This is a genomic window from Pseudomonas pohangensis, from assembly GCF_900105995.1.
Classification (GTDB): Bacteria; Pseudomonadota; Gammaproteobacteria; order Pseudomonadales; family Pseudomonadaceae; genus Aquipseudomonas; species Aquipseudomonas pohangensis.
The window spans coordinates 3644432-3659629 of the sequence record NZ_LT629785.1 but is presented as its reverse complement, the minus strand read 5'-3'; the positions used below and the strand labels follow the sequence as shown (position 1 = coordinate 3659629).

The 15198-nt window shown below is 62.5% G+C and carries 13 protein-coding genes; 5 read left to right on the top strand and 8 right to left on the bottom strand.

Going from position 1 to position 15198, the window contains the following annotated elements; translation table 11 throughout:
- Positions 1–313 precede the first annotated feature (313 nt).
- Positions 314–631 carry a hypothetical protein gene (locus tag BLT89_RS16985; RefSeq protein WP_090198236.1) on the top strand — a complete coding sequence of 106 codons (318 nt, stop codon included), beginning with the start codon at positions 314–316 and terminating at the stop codon, positions 629–631.
- A 104-nt stretch (positions 632–735) separates the two neighbouring features.
- On the opposite strand, the gene phoU is transcribed toward BLT89_RS16985, so the two are convergent.
- The 5 genes from phoU to BLT89_RS16960 form a co-directional block, all read right to left on the bottom strand.
- Positions 736–1458: a phosphate signaling complex protein PhoU gene (gene phoU / locus BLT89_RS16980; RefSeq protein ID WP_090198234.1), complete on the bottom strand. Its 723-nt coding sequence runs from the start codon at positions 1456–1458 to the stop codon at positions 736–738.
- Positions 1459–1601: 143 nt separating this feature from the next.
- Complete coding sequence (pstB, locus tag BLT89_RS16975) at positions 1602–2435, bottom strand: phosphate ABC transporter ATP-binding protein PstB (RefSeq protein ID WP_090199177.1); 834 nt, start codon at positions 2433–2435, stop codon at positions 1602–1604.
- Between the two features lie 61 nt (positions 2436–2496).
- A complete protein-coding gene (gene pstA, locus BLT89_RS16970) occupies positions 2497–4167 on the bottom strand; it encodes a phosphate ABC transporter permease PstA (protein ID WP_090198232.1) in 1671 nt (556 codons plus the stop codon).
- Between the two features lie 156 nt (positions 4168–4323).
- Entirely contained in the window at positions 4324–6603 is a 2280-nt protein-coding gene (locus BLT89_RS16965; protein ID WP_090198230.1) for an ABC transporter permease subunit, read from the bottom strand.
- 170 nt (positions 6604–6773) lie between these two features.
- Positions 6774–7757 (bottom strand): phosphate ABC transporter substrate-binding protein PstS family protein, encoded by a 984-nt coding sequence (locus tag BLT89_RS16960; RefSeq protein WP_090198228.1) that lies wholly within the window; start codon positions 7755–7757, stop codon positions 6774–6776.
- A gap of 130 nt (positions 7758–7887) precedes the next feature.
- On the opposite strand from BLT89_RS16960, the gene BLT89_RS16955 reads away from it, so the two are divergent.
- Positions 7888–9189 (top strand): PQQ-dependent sugar dehydrogenase, encoded by a 1302-nt coding sequence (locus tag BLT89_RS16955; RefSeq protein WP_090198224.1) that lies wholly within the window; start codon positions 7888–7890, stop codon positions 9187–9189.
- Between the two features lie 39 nt (positions 9190–9228).
- Here BLT89_RS16955 and BLT89_RS16950 read toward each other — a convergent pair whose 3' ends face one another.
- The gene (locus BLT89_RS16950; RefSeq protein ID WP_090198221.1) at positions 9229–9768 is read right to left on the bottom strand and encodes an REP-associated tyrosine transposase; all 540 of its coding nucleotides are present in this window, start codon (positions 9766–9768) and stop codon (positions 9229–9231) included.
- A gap of 171 nt (positions 9769–9939) precedes the next feature.
- On the bottom strand, positions 9940–11229 hold the full coding sequence (locus BLT89_RS16945) for an MFS transporter (RefSeq protein ID WP_090198218.1): 1290 nt from the start codon (positions 11227–11229) through the stop codon (positions 9940–9942).
- Positions 11230–11376: 147 nt separating this feature from the next.
- On the opposite strand from BLT89_RS16945, the gene BLT89_RS16940 reads away from it, so the two are divergent.
- The gene (locus BLT89_RS16940) at positions 11377–11778 is read left to right on the top strand and encodes an acyl-CoA thioesterase (RefSeq protein WP_090198215.1); all 402 of its coding nucleotides are present in this window, start codon (positions 11377–11379) and stop codon (positions 11776–11778) included.
- 14 nt (positions 11779–11792) lie between these two features.
- Entirely contained in the window at positions 11793–12815 is a 1023-nt protein-coding gene (locus BLT89_RS16935; RefSeq protein WP_090198211.1) for an AraC family transcriptional regulator, read from the top strand.
- Between the two features lie 12 nt (positions 12816–12827).
- On the opposite strand, the gene BLT89_RS16930 is transcribed toward BLT89_RS16935, so the two are convergent.
- Positions 12828–13277 (bottom strand): MarR family winged helix-turn-helix transcriptional regulator, encoded by a 450-nt coding sequence (locus BLT89_RS16930; protein ID WP_231975044.1) that lies wholly within the window; start codon positions 13275–13277, stop codon positions 12828–12830.
- A gap of 143 nt (positions 13278–13420) precedes the next feature.
- On the opposite strand from BLT89_RS16930, the gene BLT89_RS16925 reads away from it, so the two are divergent.
- A complete protein-coding gene (locus tag BLT89_RS16925) occupies positions 13421–15190 on the top strand; it encodes an N-acetylglutaminylglutamine amidotransferase (RefSeq protein WP_090198205.1) in 1770 nt (589 codons plus the stop codon).
- The last annotated feature ends 8 nt before the right edge of the window (positions 15191–15198 follow it).

The window sequence follows — 15198 nt, the reverse complement described above, 5'->3', positions numbered from 1 at the left end:
GCTGGCGACCACGCAACGCCGGCAATGTGACCCAGTCCAAAGCCGCCAGGCCGGCGCGGGCTGTTTGCCGGCACGCGGTAATACCGGCTGAACAGCCCGGCAAACCCTTTCACGGGCTGACAATTTGCCCGTCCCATCGCTGTGTACTAGGGTTAGAAAAGGCTGCGGCGTTCTGCTGCAGCGGCGCCGTCAGGTGCCTGCCAGAGGGGTCTACTCACCCCCGGCTGCCGTGCTTCAGACAATCTGCCCGGTCTCTCCCGGCAAGCACTGAAGCTGATGCCTGCAAGGCTTCTTGTATTCCGGAGGCTCACAGATGAAAACTTCACCTTTTGATCCAGTACTTCTCGACAAGCCGCTGCGCCTGGTGTTCTGGCTGTACGGCGTGGTGCTGAGCCAGCTGCTGTGGGGCGCAAGCCTGTTCGTGTATCTGAGCGGTGCCGCACTGAGCACGGTGGTACTGATGTTTGCGATTGTGCTGGCCTACACCGCCTGGATTCTGATGAGCATCTGGCATTGCAGCTGGAATGTGGAGAATCCCGCCCACGGCGAAATTGCCCGCTTCCTGACCGCGGCCTGGGCAGTCAATTCGGTGCTGATGATGGGCTTCCTGCTGCTGCAGCGGCTGGGCTGAACGCTCTCCCGCAAGACTGCGGGAGCCAAGCTGCAGGGAAAACCGACTGGTGCCAGAGCGGCACCAGCAGGGCGTTGCTGGCAGTACGCGGCAAGCCGTCCGAGTTATTCGGCGCTATCCGCATCCTGCTTGTTGCGCAGCAGGCTTTTATGCCGCACATCGGTGCCGTGCACCATGTACACCACCAGTTCGGCGATGTTGCGCGCGTGGTCACCGATCCGCTCCAGCGAGCGCAGTACCCAGATCACATTGAGCACGCGGGTGATCGAGCGCGGGTCCTCCATCATGTAGGTGACCAGCTCGCGCAGGGCGCTCTTGTACTCGCGGTCGATGTTCTTGTCGTATTGCGAAACCGACATGGCCAGATCGACATCAAAGCGGGCAAAGGCATCCAGTGCTTCCTGCACCATGCGCCGCACCTGATCGCCGATATGGCGGATCTCCACATAACCGCGGGGCGCTTCGCCGTCTTCCGAAAGCAGCAGGGCGCGCTTGGCGATCTTGCTGGCTTCGTCGCCGATGCGCTCGAGATCGATCACCGACTTGGAAATGCCGATGATCAGCCGCAGGTCCGAAGCCGCCGGTTGGCGGCGGGCCAGAATGCGGATGCACTCCTCGTCGATGGAGACCTCCATCTGGTTGATTTCCGTATCGGTTGCCCGCACCGTGGTCGCCAGTTCGGAGTTGGCGTCGATCAGCGCGGTCACCGCATCGTTGACCTGCTTTTCAACCAGACCGCCCATGGCCAGCAGATTGCTGCGCACCGACTCGAGATCGGCGTTGAACTGGGCGGAAATGTGCTGGGTAAGGCTGTCTTTGTTGATCATGATTGAACCCTTGCAAAAGCATTTGAAAGTTCACGTCCGGCTCTTGGGAAAGCGTGCCGGGCAAGAAGGCGTCGCGCAAACTGTACAGCCAGTACGGCAAGCGACGCCGACACAGCCTGGCGCGCTTTCACATGGCCGGAACGCTAGCCGTAGCGGCCGGTGATGTAATCCTCGGTCTGCTTGGTCGATGGATTGGTGAACAGGGTATCGGTGTCGCCAAACTCGACCAGCTTGCCGATGTACATGAATGCCGTGTAATCGGACACTCGCGCCGCCTGCTGCATGTTGTGGGTAACGATGACGATGGTGAACTTGCGCTTGAGCTCGTGGATCAGCTCCTCGACCTTGAGCGTGGAGATCGGGTCGAGTGCCGAGCAGGGCTCGTCGAGCAACAGTACTTCGGGTTGCACGGCGATGGTACGGGCAATCACCAGCCGTTGCTGCTGGCCACCGGACATGCCCAGCGCCGACTCGTTCAGGCGATCCTTGACCTCGTCCCACAACGCCGCGCCGCGCAGTGACTGCTCGACCGCTTCATCGAGAATACGCTTCTGGTTGATGCCCTGGATGCGCAAACCGTAGGCCACGTTCTCGTAGATGCTCTTGGGGAACGGGTTGGGCTTCTGGAACACCATGCCGACCCGCCGGCGCAGGTCGGCGACATCCACCTCACGGGCATTGATGTCGACGCCATCCAGACGAATCTCGCCGTCTATCCGGCAGCCATCCACCAGATCGTTCATGCGGTTGAAGCAGCGCAACAGGGTCGACTTGCCACAGCCGCTGGGGCCGATAAAGGCCGTCACCCGCTGCTGCGGAATCTGCATCTTGACGTCGAACAGCGCCTGCTTCGAGCCGTAATGCAGGCTCAGGCCGGGCACGTCGATAGCCACGGTCTCGTGGCCCATGTCCAGACTTTGCTGGTCACGCTTGAGGGCACTGATATCAATGCCGTGGGTATGCGGTTGCTGTTGCATGATGCTCTCCATTCAAGCCGTTGGCCCGCTGCTGGCGGCATTTGCCGCGAGCAGGCTGATTCTAGTGTTCCAGTGATTTGTACTTTTCGCGCAGATGGTTGCGCAGGCTCACCGCCGAGATATTCAGCAAGGCGATTACCAGCACCAGCAGCAGCGCCGTGGCATAGACCAGCGGCCGGGCCGCCTCGACGTTGGGGCTCTGGAAGCCGACATCATAGATATGAAAGCCCAGGTGCATGATCTTCTGGTCGAAGTGCAGATAAGGATAGTTGCCGTCTACCGGCAATGCCGGCGCCAGCTTGACCACACCGACCAGCATCAGCGGTGCCACTTCGCCGGCAGCACGGGCCACGGCGAGGATCAGGCCGGTCATCATTGCCGGGCTGGCCATCGGCAACACCACCTTCCACAGGGTTTCCGCCTTGGTCGCGCCGAGTGCCAGTGAACCTTCGCGCAGGGCACGCGGGATACGCGCCAGACCTTCTTCGGTAGCCACGATCACCACCGGCACGGCGAGAATCGCCAGCGTCAGCGAGGCCCAGAGCAGCCCGGGCGTACCGAAAGTCGGCGCCGGCAGGGCTTCGGGGAAGAACAGCCGATCCAGCGAGCCGCCCAGCACATAGACGAAGAAGCCCAGGCCGAATACACCGTAGACGATGGCCGGAACACCGGCGAGGTTGTTCACGGCGATGCGGATCACCCGGGTCAAGGCATTCTGTTTGGCATACTCGCGCAGGTACACCGCCGCCAGCACGCCAAACGGGGTGACGATCACCGCCATCAGCATGGTCATCATCACCGTACCGAAAATGGCCGGGAAGATGCCGCCCTCGGTATTCGCCTCACGCGGGTCGTCGCTGAGGAAGGACCACAGGTTGGCAAAATAGGTCTTGATCTTGGCGAACACCGACATGTTGTTCGGTTGCAGCGCCTTGACGATATTGCCCAGGCTGATTTCCTTTTCCTGGCCGCCGATCTCGCGCAGCACCAGAGTATCGCGTGAGACCTCCACATGCAGTCTGCCCAGCTCGCTTTCCAGCACTTTGTAGCGCTCCTCGAATTCCGCACGCTGGGCATCGATATCCGCCTGCGCCGCGGCGTCCAGAGTGCCTTCCAGCTCCAGCTTGCGGGTTTTCAGGCGCAGCCGCTCAAGGCCGTGATTGATTGCGTTGACGTCCTTTTTTTCAATTTTGCGCAGCGCCTCGGACAGACTGCGGGTACGTTGCAGCCGCTCTTCAAGCGCCGGCCATACCGCTGCCCCTTCAGCCACCAGCTGGCCGTCCTGCTTGAGGCTGACCGGGTAGCCGTAGAAGTTGCCCCACTCGCGGCGCTCCAGCGCAATCAGCTCGTCGGGATAACTCTGCTCGCTCAGCCAGTTGCCGATCACCCAGGTGAAGTCACTGCCGTTGACATCGCGGTTGCCGACCTTGAGCAGATCGCGGGTCATGAACTCGGGACCATCATCAGCTACCGGGAACCCGGCACTTTTCAAGCGTGCGCGACTGACTTCCTCAGCCTCGACCAGCTCGCCGAGGATCAGCCGCGACTCCTGTCCGGGGATCGAATAGCGTGCCTGCATCAGGTCCGCCGGCCAGAAGTGGCCGAGGCCACGGTAGGCGATCAGCAGCAACAGGCCGAGGGTCATGATCACCGCGATGGACACCGCACCACCGCTGATCCAGATACCTGGCGCACCACTCTTGATCCAGGATTTCAGATTCTGCTGTTTCACTGGGTTCTCACCTTGTTGGCAGTACTCTCACCCTGCGGGCAGAGGGACGAACGGTTGGAAGGCTGGTACAAACCGCAGCAGCCCGCTGCCGAACCTGCGGGCCACCCGCTGCCGTAACGGGCGAGGGTCAGCGGTAGGGCCGGCTGCGCCGTCGATTTATAGGGACGCATACTTGCCCCGCAGCCGCTGGCGAATGATTTCCGCCAGGGTATTCATGACGAAGGTGAAGGTCAGCAGCACCAGCGCCGAGAGGAACAGCACGCGATAGTGCGAGCCGCCCACCTCGGACTCCGGCATTTCCACCGCCACGTTGGCGGCCAGGGTGCGCATGCCCTCGAACAGGTTGGCGTCCATGATCGGCGTGTTGCCGGTGGCCATCAGCACGATCATGGTCTCGCCGACGGCGCGGCCCATGCCGATCATCAACGCGGAGAAGATGCCCGGACTGGCGGTCAGAATCACCACCCGGGTCAGGGTCTGCCAGGCGGTGGCGCCCAGCGCCAGCGAACCCAGCGTCAGGCTGCGGGGCACACTGAACACCGCATCCTCGGCGATCGAGTAGATGTTCGGAATCACCGCAAAACCCATGGCCAGGCCAACGATCAGGGCGTTGCGCTGATCGAAGTGAATGCCCAGGTCATTGGAGATCCACATGCGCATGTTGCCACCGAAGAACCAGCTTTCCAGCAGCGGGCTCATGCCCAGGGCAAACCAGCCGATCAGCAGTACCACCGGCAGCAGGATCGCCGCTTCCGAACCATCCGGTACGCGCTGGCGCAGTCGTTCCGGCAGACGGGTCCAGAGAAAACCGGCCAGCAGGATGCCCAGCGGCGTCAGCAGCAACAGACTGAAGATGCCCGGCAGGTGCGCCTCGACATAGGGCGCCAGAAACAGCCCGGCAAAGAAACCGAGGATTACCGTCGGCAATGCCTCCATCAGCTCGATCACCGGCTTGACCTTGCGGCGCATACCCGGTGCCATGAAGTAGGCGGTGTAGATGGCCGCCGCAATCGCCAGTGGTGCCGCCAGCAGCATGGCGTAGAACGCCGCCTTGAGCGTGCCGAAGGTCAGCGGTGCGAGGCTCATCTTCGGCTCGAAATCAACCGTTGCGGCCGTCGATTGCCAGATATGCATCGGCTCCGGGTAGCTTTCGTACCAGACCTTGCTCCACAGCGAACTCCAGGAAATCTCCGGGTGCTCGTTCTCCAGCCTGAACGGCAGCAGCTGGTTGCCCTCTTCCACCAGCACGCGGTTGGCACGCGGCGACAGGGCGAAGATGTCGCTGCCTTTGGCTACCGGCTCGATCAGCAGGGTGCGGTGTGCGGTGCTGTGGAATACGCCCAGCTCACCGCTGGCGTTCAGCGCGAGAAACCCTTTGCGCCGTTCTTCCGGCGCAATCTGCGTGATTGCCGCGGCGCCCAGCTGGAAGTCGCGAATGTGCTTGAGGCGCTGTTCGTCATCCGCATCACGTGCCATGAACCACTGGGCAATGCCGCCTCTGGAATCACCGATCAGCAGGGAAATACCGCCCAGCAGCTGGCTGCTGGCCGTGACCTCGGTGCTGGCGTCCTGCGCCAGCTCGTAGCGGCCATTGAGGGTACGCTTGCGCAGATTGAACACATCCATATGCGAGCGGCCGTTGAGCACGAACAGCCAGTTGCTCTGCACATCGATATACAGCGCCTTGATCGGCTCGGCCAGTTGCGGCAGGGCGATGCGTTGCTGCACCCGCTCGATCTCGCCGGTCATCATGTTTTCGCTTTCACTGAGCTGCAACAGATGCAGCTCGCTACCGGTGGAAGCCGCCAGCAGCAGCTGGCCGTCTGCCGCCGAGACATTCACATGCTCCAGTGGCCGGGCTTTCTCGTCCAGCAAGTATGGTGCTTCACCGTAGGGGTATTCGATCTCCGGGGTGATGGTTTTCTTGTCATCCGGATAGCTGACCTTGTAGCTGTGGCGGAACACCAGCGCGCGACCATCGCTCAGGCCCGCAACCAGCAGGCCACTGCCGGGCAGGCCTTGCTGCAGTGACACCATGGCGGCTCCGGCCGGGATCGGCAGGCTGACGCGCTTGAGTTCAGCGCCGCTGGCCAGGGTAAAGAATACCGCCTCGGCCTGATCGGAAATGCGCAGACCGATCTGGTTCTGCTCCTCGATGGCCAGTAGCAGGGGTTTGCCGGCGTGCTGTAACCAGGCCGGTGTCTGCGCCTCACGCTCGGTAAGTTCAGCGCCACTGAACAGCGGCAACACCACGTAGGCCAGATAAAAGAAAATCAGCGTGATGGTGGCCAGCACGGCCAACCCGCCAACCAGTACATACCATTTGGTCAGGCGGTCTTTCAGGGCACGCAGCCGGCGCTTGCGTTGCAGGGCCGGGGTGTTGAAATCGATTCGTGATGAAGAAGTCGTCATTGGATTAACTGCCGGATCGGTCATGCGCACACCCTAACCACGAAATATGACAGCCAGATGACAGTCGCCGGGAGCGCCTGTCATCCGCTGGAAAAAACAGAGGCCAGGATCAGACCTGGCCTCGAAGATGCTTCCCTGCCGCAGCATCCAATCGGGTAGCTGCGATCTCCATTGGGGGTGGCTATTGCCGGGTATTACTTGCTCAGCGCTTCCAGGGCCTTGGCCGCAACCTTGGCCGGAACCGGGATGTAGCCATCCTTGACTACCACCTGCTGGCCTTCCTGCGACAGCACCAGCTTGATGAACTCGAGCTCCAGTGGCTCCAGCGGCTTGTTCGGTGCCTTGTTCACATAGACATACAGGAAGCGGCCCAGCGGGTAGGTACCGTCCAGCGCATGCGCCTCATCGGCCGCGACGTAGTCCGTGCTGCCACGCTTGGCCAGCGCTACCGCACGCACACTGGAAGTCTTGTAGCCGATGCCCGAGTAGCCGATGCCGTTCAGCGACTGGCTGACCGACTGCACCACCGAGGCGGAACCCGGCTGCTCGTTGACGTTGTTCTTGAAGTCGCCTTTGCACAGGGCTTCTTCCTTGAAGTAACCGTAGGTGCCGGATACCGAGTTGCGGCCGAACAGCTGGATCGGCTTGTTCGCCCAGTCACCGGTCAGCCCCAGATCACCCCAGGTGTTGATGCTGGGTCCGCCACACAGGCGGTTGGCCGAGAAGATGCCGTCAACCTGTTCCATGGTCAGCCCCTTGATCGGGTTGTCCTTGTTGACGAATACCGCCAGGGCATCGACTGCCACCGGGATTGCGGTGGGCTTGTAACCGTACTTGGACTCGAAGGCCTGCAATTCGACATCCTTCATCTTGCGGCTCATCGGGCCGAGGTTGGATGTGCCTTCGGTCAGCGCCGGTGGCGCGGTAGAAGAACCGGCAGCCTGAATCTGGATATTCACGCTGGGGTACTGCTTTTTGTAGGCTTCAGCCCACAGCGTCATCAGGTTGGCCAGGGTATCGGAACCGACACTGGACAGGTTGCCGGATACGCCGCTGACCTTGCTGTAGGCCGGAATTGCCGGATCAACATTGGCCATTGCGCTGACGCTGACCGCGCCGGCGGCGACAAAGGCCACATTGCGTATCAAACGGGCGCTCATCAAATGCTTCAGTTTCATAGCTTTCTCCTGAGAAGATAGGTTCCACCGGTATCTGGGTTTCAGTCCGTAGCGACACTCTATGAGTCGTTTATTACAGTTGGATGAACGTGCAGATTTTTCTGCAGGTCCGCTGCCCAAGGAGAACACCATGACCTCTGCCCGCCTGCTGCCCCTCGCCCTGCTCGCCATCGCCAGTTCCGCCTGTGCCGAGCAAGCCACCCTGAGCGTCGAGCAGGGCACTGGCCCCAGCCCGCAACTGCCGCCGCCGGTGCAGGACCTGCTGCCTACGGTGAACATCGCCAAGGCGGTGGGCTGGCCAGCCGGTAGCAAGCCGCAAAGCATGGCCGGCACCCGGGTCAACGCCTTTGCCGAGGGTCTGGATCACCCGCGCTGGCTGTACCAGCTGCCCAACGGCGATGTGCTGGTGGCGGAAAGCAACAAACCGCGCCGTGACTCGGGTTTCAACCTGAAGAGCTGGATTGGCGATCTGATCATGACCCGCGCCGGTGCCGGCGTGGACAGCGCCGACCGCATCAGCCTGCTGCGCGACACCGATCACGACGGTGTCGCCGACCTGCGCACGACCTTCCTCGAAGACCTGCACTCACCGTTTGGCATGGCCCTGGTCGGCAATGACCTGTACGTGGCCAATGCCGATGCCCTGCTGCGCTTTCCCTATGCGCCGGGGCAGACCGAAATCACGGCATCCGGCAGCAAGATCACCGACCTGCCGGCCGGTCTGAACCATCACTGGACCAAGAATGTCATCGCCAGCCCGGACGGCAGCAAGCTCTACGTCACCGTCGGCTCGAACAGCAACATTGGCGAAAACGGCATGGATATCGAGGAAGGGCGGGCGGCGATCTGGGAAGTTGAGCGGGCCAGCGGCAGCAAGCGCCTGTACGCCAGCGGTCTGCGCAACCCCAACGGCCTGGCCTGGGAGCCGCAGACCGGCGTGCTCTGGACTGCGGTGAATGAACGCGACGAAATCGGCAGCGACCTGGTGCCGGACTACATCACCTCGGTGCAGGATGGCGGCTTCTACGGCTGGCCGTGGAGCTACTACGGCCAGCATGTCGACCAGCGCGTGCAGCCGCAAAAACCGGAGATGGTCGCCAAAGCGCTGGTGCCGGACTATGCACTGGGCCCGCACACCGCCTCGCTGGGCATCGCCTTCGCCGCCAACAGCAAGCTACCCGGCCTGCAGCAGGGCCTGTTTGTCGGCCAGCATGGCTCGTGGAACCGCCAGCCACACAGCGGTTACAAGGTGATCTTCGTACCGTTCAGCGATGGCCAGCCCGCAGGCATGCCGGTCGATGTGCTGACCGGCTTCCTGAATGCCGAAGGCCAGGCCCAGGGCCGTCCGGTGGATGTGCTGGTGGATAAGCAGGGCGCGCTCTTGGTGACCGACGATGTCGGCAATACCGTGTGGCGGGTCAGCGCGGAGTAAATTCTGCAGAAACAGGCGACTGGTGGGCTGAAGCCCACCCTACGGTTCCGGCTCTCCGCTTGAAATGCGGATTGCGTCCGGACCGCCACCCCAGTCCACCGGTACCAGCCCCTGGCGCACATGACGATGAAAGCTGGAGTAGGGCCAATCCTTAACTTGCTCGACCAGACCATGTTTGACCGGGTTGTAGTGCAGGTAATCGAGATGTCGCTGCAGATCCTCGGCATCGCGAATCCGGTGTTCCCAATAGCGGCGTTGCCAGAGACCCTTTTCGCGCTTGTGCCGTTGGCTCAGGCTAAGCCGCGCGGCCAGCGGCAAGCCACGGGAAAAACTGCTTTTCAGCAAGGCCCAGCGTTGCGCGTAATCACTGTCATGCGCCGGTAGCGCCCATATTGCATGCAGGTGTTCGGGCAAGACGCAGATGGCCAGGGTGGTAAATGGCAGAGTGGCCCGGGTGATGGCATAAGCGTGCCGCAAGCGCGCTATTTCATCCACCAGCAGACTGGACTGACGATCAGCCAGTGCCACGCTGAAGAAGAAACAGCCGCCCGGCACAAGGCTGCGGCGGTAATCTGACATGTCGAGGCATCCTTGCCGTGACTTGTTGGCGAGTGGCTAGAGCCTAGCCGTTACTGGCCGAGTTGTGGAGTCCACCTATGGTGGGCGTAGGGAGGGCGTAGGGTGGGCTTCAGCCCACCATGTTGACCCAGCGCCTCGGTGGGCTGAAGCCCACCCTACGCTCACCGTCTGTTAGCGGCCCTTGCCGCGCAGATAAGCGCCGATCAGCACCGACAGACCGCACAGCGTCACCACGTAGTAGGCCGGTCCCAGCGGGTCCCACTTGATCAGCAGCGACACCACCAGCGGAGTCAGCCCGCCGAAGATGGCGTAGGCCAGGTTGTAGGAAAACGACAGGCCGGAAAAGCGCACCACTGCCGGGAAGGCGTTGACCATGACAAACGGCACCGCACCGATGGTGCCGACCAGCAACCCGGTCAGCGCGTACAGCGGGAACAGCCAGTCGGGGTGCTGCTGCAGGCAGCTGTAGAAGGTCCAGGCGGTGAACCCGAGCAACAGGCCACCGGCCAGCAGCACCGGCCCGGCGCCGATGCGGTCGACCATTGCCCCGGCTGCCACACAGCCAAATGAAAGACAGACGATGGCCAGGCTGTTGGCCTTCAGCGCGGTCGCGGCATCGAAGCCATAGATCGTCTGCAACAGGGTCGGGGTCATCAGGATCACCACCACTATGGCCGCCGACAACACCCAGGTCAGCAGCATCGACAGCACCACCGAACCCCGATGCTCACGCAGTACCGTCTTCAGTGGCAGCTCGGCAGCCAGCGACTTGCGCTGCTGCAGCTCGGCGAATACCGGGGTTTCACTGAGCATGCGGCGCAGATACACGGCACACAGGCCAAATACGCCACCAATCAGAAACGGCAGACGCCAGGCCCAGTCCAGCACCTCGTCCGGGGTGTAGACACTGTTGATCAGTGTCGCGGTCAGCGAGCCGAGCAGAATGCCGCTGGTCAATCCGGCAGTAAGCGTGCCGCAGGCAAAACCGATGTGCCGGGACGGCACATGTTCGGAGACGAACACCCAGGCCCCCGGCACCTCGCCACCGATCGCCGCGCCCTGGATGATGCGCAACAGCAGCAGGGCCAGCGGTGCCCAGATACCGATCTGCGCGTAGGTCGGCAGCAGGCCCATGGCCAGCGTCGGTACGCCCATCAGGAAGATGCTCAGGGTGAACATGCGCTTGCGTCCGAGCAGGTCACCGAAGTGCGCCATGATGATGCCGCCCAGCGGGCGGGCCAGATAGCCGGCGGCAAAAATGCCGAAGGTCTGGAACTGCCGCAGCCATTCGGGCATGTCCGCCGGAAAGAACAATTTGCCGACCACGGCAGCGAAAAACACGAAGATGATGAAGTCGTAGAACTCCAGCGCGCCGCCAAGGGCAGACAGGGACAGGGTCTTGTAATCGCTGCGGTTCAGCGGACGGGCATCCGCAGGGGCACTCAAAGGCACGGAGGACATGGGTGGCGGGCTTCTCGATGGAATTATTGTCAGGCACTGGTGACGCTGCCGCACGATAGCAAAAAGCCATGCTCGCCGGCCATGCAGCCGCCCGATATACTGCCCGACGCCCACCAAACACAACAACAGGGCCAAATCAGGTTAGCTATGGACGATTTTGAGCAAGACGACCCTGTACCCCAGGGCGAACTGACCATGCAGATCACCGCACTACCGCGCGAAACCAATGGCTTCGGCGATATTTTCGGTGGCTGGCTGGTCGCACAGATGGATCTGGCCGGCACCGCCCTGGCCAGCCGCATCGCCGCCAGCCGGGTAGCCACGGTAGCCATCGACCGCATGGCCTTTCTGGTGCCGGTAGCGGTGGGCAGCCAACTGTCCTTCTATAGCCAGGCCATGGAAGTCGGGCGCAGCTCGATCCAGGTGCTGGTCGAGGTATGGGATCGCGATCCGTTGTCCAGCCAGTTGCGCAAGGTCACTGAAGCTCTGTTCGTGTTCGTCGCCATCGACGCCCGTGGCCGCACCCACCCCGTTCCGACCAGCCGTTAAGCGGTGCAGCGAGAATGTCCGTCGCCCCGGCCCATGCATCCGTCAGTGCCAGCCTGACCCAGGCAGTACTGCAGGCTGCCGAACTGCTCGGCCTGGCGCGCCCCCGACTGCTGACGGCCTGCGGCCTGGCCGAAGAGCAATTGCTCGATCCCGACGCGCGCATCGCCCTGAGCGCCCAGCAATTGCTCTGGCAAACCATCCAGCAACAGTTGGCGCATGCCGAACCGGGACTGGCCATCGGCCTGCAACTGGCACCCGGGCCGTTCAGCGTGCTCGGCTATCTGCTGCAAAGCAGCCATACCCTCGACGAAGCCCTGCAGGTAGCCCAGCGCTACCAGCGGCTGGTCGGCGAGGGTGGCGAACTGCTGCAGAAGGAGGATGGCGGGCGCCTGCAACTGATCTACCGGCCCAGCCATGCGCAGCATCCGGCCAACCGCCCGCGCATTCTCGCCTTGATGGCCTGCTGGGTGCAGTGGATGCGGCCGCTGCTCAAGGACTTGCAGCTGCTGGAAGTGCGCTTTGCCCATGCCCGGCCAGCACAGCTGCAGGATTACCAGAACTGCTTTGCCTGCCCGCTGGTTTTTGACGCCGAAGACTACGCCCTGGTGCTGCCGGCCGCCCAGCGCCAGGCGCGCCTGACCCAGGCCAATCCGGCCTTGCAGACCCTGCTGCGCCAGCACGCCGAAGCACTACTGGCGCGCCTGCCCGGGGAAAGCCTGAGCGCACGGGTGGTCAGCCTGCTCAGTGCCCAGTTGAGCCATGGCGAGCCCGACCGGGCGGCACTGGCCGACAGCCTGCACCTGAGCGAGCGCACCCTGCAGCGACGTCTGGCCGAAGAAGGCAGCAGCTACCAGCAACTGCTCAACGACACGCGCCGGCAACTGGCTGAACGTTACCTGCAGGAGGGGCAGCTACCTGCAGCCGAAATCGCCCTGCTGCTCGGCTATTCGGAACCCAGCGTGTTCTTTCGCGCCTTCCGCCAGTGGACCGGCCTGACTCCCGGCGAATACCGCACTCAGGGCTCCCCGGAGCGTTAAGCTCCTGCCGTCTCAGGCATCCATCTCGCCACACAGATCGGCAGCCTTCAATAGTGCTGCGGTGAGGCTGTGGCGCTCCCACTCCGGCAGCGCGGCAAACGCCTGCGCCATGCTCGGCGGCAGCAGTGACGGCGCCTGCTGCAACAAATCAGCGCCGGCCTGACTGAGCAACAGCCAGTGGCGGCGGCGGTCGCTTTCATCGCGCTGGCGCACCAGCAATCCCAGCTCTTCCAGGCGCTCGATGATCCCCGAGAGCGTCGCCGGCGACAGACTGACCCGCCCGCTCAGGGTACTTGCCGTCAAGCGCCCCTCGCTGGCCAATACCTGCAGAATGAGTAAATGCATGGGGTTCATGCCACCGAAACGACCCAGCCGTTTGGCATGGACTTCACCGGCATGCTGCAGCCGCCGCATGGCCCTGAACAAGGCGTATTCGAGATTATCCAAGGCAGAAAATTCCATCTGAATGAAACTATTATTATCGTCCATAGCCAATAAACATAACAATATATAGTTTGACTTAAAACTATTATTTTGTTCTCTTAATAGCGCCCGCCAGGTGCGGGCACTCCCCAATGGCAACACCGGTAAGGATTCGTATTTTTATGTGTGGAATTGCAGGAGAACTGCGCTTTGATCAGCGTCCGGCCGACCTCGCGGCTGTAGAACGCATCACCCGCCACCTGGCCCCGCGCGGCCCCGACGCCTGCGGCGCGCACAGCCAGGGCCCGCTGGCCTTTGGCCATCGGCGCCTGAAAGTCATGGACCTGCATGACGCCTCGAATCAGCCGATGATCGACAGCCAGCTGGGCCTGAGTCTGGTGTTCAACGGCGCCATCTACAACTACCCGGAGCTGCGCAGCGAACTGCAGGCTCTGGGCTATCAGTTCTTCTCCGAAGGCGACACCGAAGTGCTGCTCAAGGGCTATCACGCCTGGGGTGAAGCCCTGCTGCCGAAGCTCAATGGCATGTTTGCCTTCGCCATCTGGGAGCGCGAGCGCAAGTCGCTGTTCATCGCCCGTGACCGCCTCGGCATCAAGCCGCTGTACCTGTCGCTGACCGACCAGCGCCTGCGCTTTGCCTCGACCCTGCCGGCCCTGCTGCAGGGAGGTGATATCGATACCACCCTGGACCCGGTCGCACTTAATCATTACCTGAACTTTCACGCCGTGGTGCCGGCACCGCGCACGCTGTTGCGTGGCGTGCGCAAACTGCCGCCGGCCAGCTGGATGCGCATCGACGGCAACGGCGCCGTCGAACAGCAGAGCTGGTGGCAGCTGAATTTCGAAACCCCGCGCGACAACATTCGCCTGGAGCTGCCGGAGTGGCGCGACAAGGTGCTCGACAGCCTGCGCAACGCGGTATCGATTCGTCAGCGCGCGGCAGTGGATGTCGGCGTGCTGCTTTCCGGTGGCGTTGATTCGAGCCTGCTGGTCGGTCTGCTGCGCGAAACCGGGGTGGAGAACCTGGCAACCTTCTCCATCGGTTTCGACGATGCCGGCGGCGAGCGCGGCGACGAGTTCCAGTATTCCGACCTGATCGCCCGGCACTACCAGACCAACCACCACCAGTTGCGTATTGGCGAAGGCGAGATCATCGCGCAACTGCCGGCGGCTTTCCGCGCCATGAGCGAGCCGATGGTAAGCCATGACTGCATTGCTTTTTACCTGCTGTCCCGCGAAGTGGCGAAACACTGCAAGGTGGTGCAGAGCGGGCAGGGTGCCGACGAACTGTTCGCCGGCTACCACTGGTACCCGCAGGTGGATGGCGCCAGTGACCCCTACGCGGCGTATCGCGCGGCGTTCTTCGATCGCCAGCATGACGAATATCTGGCCACGGTAAAGCCGCAGTGGCATGGTCAGGACTGGGCCGGCGAGTTCGTCCGCGAGCATTTCGCCCAGCCCGGCGCCGCTGCGCCGGTCGACCGCGCCCTGCGTCTGGACAGCACGGTGATGCTGGTCGAAGACCCGGTCAAGCGGGTCGACAACATGACCATGGCCTGGGGGCTGGAGGCACGCACACCGTTCCTCGATCACCATCTGGCCGAGCTCACCGCGAGCATTCCGGCACGCTTCAAACTGCCCGATGGCGGCAAGCAGGTACTCAAGGAAGCTGCCCGACTGGTCATCCCGCAGGCGGTGATCGACCGGCCGAAAGGCTATTTTCCGGTGCCCGGGCTCAAGCACCTGAGTGGTGATACCCTAAAATGGGTACGGGAGTTGCTGACCGACCCGGGTCAGGATCGCGGTCTGTTCGAGCCGAAGATGGTCGACAGGTTGCTCAGTGAACCGGACGGTCAACTGACTCCACTACGCGGCTCGAAGCTCTGGCAGCTTGCTGCACTCCACTTGTGGCTCGGCGAGCAGGGACTTTGAGCCCGGTA

Coding starts and splice junctions, on each gene's coding strand:
- BLT89_RS16960 (WP_090198228.1), bottom strand. CDS start 7,757: ATGAAACTGAAGCATTTGATGAGCGCCCGTTTGATACGCAATGTGGCC.
- BLT89_RS16930 (WP_231975044.1), bottom strand. CDS start 13,277: ATGGAATTTTCTGCCTTGGATAATCTCGAATACGCCTTGTTCAGGGCC.
- BLT89_RS16985 (WP_090198236.1), top strand. CDS start 314: ATGAAAACTTCACCTTTTGATCCAGTACTTCTCGACAAGCCGCTGCGC.
- BLT89_RS16940 (WP_090198215.1), top strand. CDS start 11,377: ATGGACGATTTTGAGCAAGACGACCCTGTACCCCAGGGCGAACTGACC.
- BLT89_RS16935 (WP_090198211.1), top strand. CDS start 11,793: ATGTCCGTCGCCCCGGCCCATGCATCCGTCAGTGCCAGCCTGACCCAG.
- BLT89_RS16955 (WP_090198224.1), top strand. CDS start 7,888: ATGACCTCTGCCCGCCTGCTGCCCCTCGCCCTGCTCGCCATCGCCAGT.
- BLT89_RS16925 (WP_090198205.1), top strand. CDS start 13,421: ATGTGTGGAATTGCAGGAGAACTGCGCTTTGATCAGCGTCCGGCCGAC.
- BLT89_RS16965 (WP_090198230.1), bottom strand. CDS start 6,603: ATGACCGATCCGGCAGTTAATCCAATGACGACTTCTTCATCACGAATC.
- BLT89_RS16945 (WP_090198218.1), bottom strand. CDS start 11,229: ATGTCCTCCGTGCCTTTGAGTGCCCCTGCGGATGCCCGTCCGCTGAAC.
- pstB (WP_090199177.1), bottom strand. CDS start 2,435: ATGCAACAGCAACCGCATACCCACGGCATTGATATCAGTGCCCTCAAG.
- BLT89_RS16950 (WP_090198221.1), bottom strand. CDS start 9,768: ATGTCAGATTACCGCCGCAGCCTTGTGCCGGGCGGCTGTTTCTTCTTC.
- phoU (WP_090198234.1), bottom strand. CDS start 1,458: ATGATCAACAAAGACAGCCTTACCCAGCACATTTCCGCCCAGTTCAAC.